A 1,977-nucleotide genomic window follows, 5' to 3' on the forward strand; every position below is an offset into this window, starting at 1 on the left:
CAATTCATAGGCATCGACGATGCCATCGATGACCTCTTCGCCGCGGTAGGCGTTGGTGGCCAGTACCTCTGCAGAAACCTTCACTCTTGCCCTGGCCAGGCGCAGGTCGGCCAGGTTGGAGAGGATGCGCAGGCGCACCTTGCCGGCGGTGATCTCTTCGATGTGGCCGGCCACTGCTTCGGCCATGGTATTGACGGTATTGGCGCCCATTGCATCACGCACGTCCACGATCAAGTGCGTCACCACCATGGCACCGCGCCGGGTATCGGGGAAGACATGCACTTCGATGTCGCGGCAGCCGCCGCCCAACTGGGTGAGCAACTGGTCGCGGCTGTTGGCGATGGCGATGATGGCCTGGCGCTCCTTGAGGATGGCCAGCCGCGCGCCATGCGGATCGCTCACGCCGATCAACTGGATCTGGGCGCGCATGAGTGGCGCGCTGCTGGAGGTCTGGAAGCCGCCACAGGTGCGTACCAGCTTGGCCATGAAGGACGCCGCAGCCACCACGGACGGTTCTTCCACCGCCATCGGCACCAGCACGTCGCGGCCATTGAGCTGGAAGTTGGCAGCCACGCCCAGCGGCAACTGGAAAGTACCGACCACGTTTTCGATCATGCCATTGGCGGTGGCCAGCGGCAGGCCGCCCGGCTCGCCCAGCAGTTTCTGCGCGTGCTCGTCCAGGCCGGTCACGCGGGCTACCTCGGCCAGGCGTTGGGGAGGGGTCATCGTGCGCAAACCAGGCAGGCGCGAGTCCATGAGCTGGGCAGGGTGGGCATCACTGTGCATACGCTTGTCTCACTTTTTGTCGTTATATGAAGGTTTGGGCGGGCAGGGCCGTGGTATCGGCCTTCTCCGACACGGGCAGAATAGCAAGGGTGTACCATTGCGCATGGATACAGTTGCTGCCAACAGTCAGGCAACTGTATCCAGGACAATCCCTTTGCATTGCAGCAAGATCAAACGATCCCATGCCATGGCCCAGACCCTCACCCAGACCCTGGCGCAGTCGATCCGCCGCCAGATCGCCGATGGCGCCTATCCTCCGGGCAGCCGCCTGCCGTCGATCCGCGCGCTGGCCTCGCAGCATGGCTGTGCCAAGAACACCATCGTCAACGTCTTCGAGGAGTTGACGGCGCAGGGTGTGGTCGAGCCCCGGCGCGGCGCGGGTTTCTTCGTGTGTGCCACGCCGCCGCGTCCCAAGGAAGAGGAGGAGCGCAGCCTGAGCCGCGCCATGGACGTGGTCTGGCTCATGCGCGAGCAGTTGAAGCACGATCCCGGCCATCTGCGCCTGGGTGATGGCTTCCCGCCGGTGGAGTGGCTGCATGACGTGCGGCTGGACAAGTTCCAGCAGAAGGTGGTGCGCACCGGCATGGGCGCGCTGTTCGGCTATGGCAGCCGCTTCGGCTACCTGCCGCTGCGCCAGCACCTGGTGCACAAGCTCGCGCAGCATGGCATCGAGGCCGCCAGCAGCCAGCTCGTGCTCACTCACGGTGCCAACCAGGCATTGGATATCGTGATCCGCCACTTCATCCGTCCCGGCGACCGGGTGCTGGTCGATGAGCCCGGTTACTACATGTTGTACGGTAAGTTGAAGCTCTCCGGTGCGCGCATCGTTGGCATCCGGCGCCAGGCGGACGGCCCCGACATCGAAGCGCTGGAGCGTGAGCTGAAGGCATCGGGCAAGCCGCCGCTGTTCTTCACCCAGTCGCTGGCACACAATCCCACCGCCTCCGACACCTCGCCGCACAAGGCCCATAAAATCTTGCAACTGGCTGACCGCTACGATGCCCTGATCGTTGAAAACGATGCCTTCGCCGACTTCAAGCCCGCCACCGCGCCACGCATTGCGACCCTGGACCAGTTGCGCCGCACGCTCTACATCGGCAGCTTTTCCAAGTCGGTCTCGGCCGCTTTGCGGGTGGGCTTCATCGCCTGCCATCGGGATCTGGCCAGCGACCTGGCCGACATCAAGATGCT

The 1,977-nt window shown here is 64.2% G+C and carries 1 protein-coding gene and 1 pseudogene; one reads left to right on the forward strand and one right to left on the reverse strand.

Annotation, left to right across the window (positions count from 1 at the left end; all coding sequences use genetic code 11):
- A pseudogene (locus I5W_RS23155) lies at window positions 1–786 on the reverse strand (hydroxymethylglutaryl-CoA reductase, degradative); the annotation flags it as partial.
- Window positions 787–973: 187 nt separating this feature from the next.
- Here I5W_RS23155 and I5W_RS23160 point away from each other — a divergent pair.
- Window positions 974–1,977, forward strand: a 1,004-nt coding sequence (locus I5W_RS23160) for an aminotransferase-like domain-containing protein (protein WP_044531015.1), incomplete at its 3' end; no start/stop codon positions are given.

It is taken from the genome of Herbaspirillum sp. B65 (assembly GCF_000333555.1).
Lineage (GTDB): Bacteria > Pseudomonadota > Gammaproteobacteria > Burkholderiales > Burkholderiaceae_D > Herbaspirillum > Herbaspirillum rubrisubalbicans.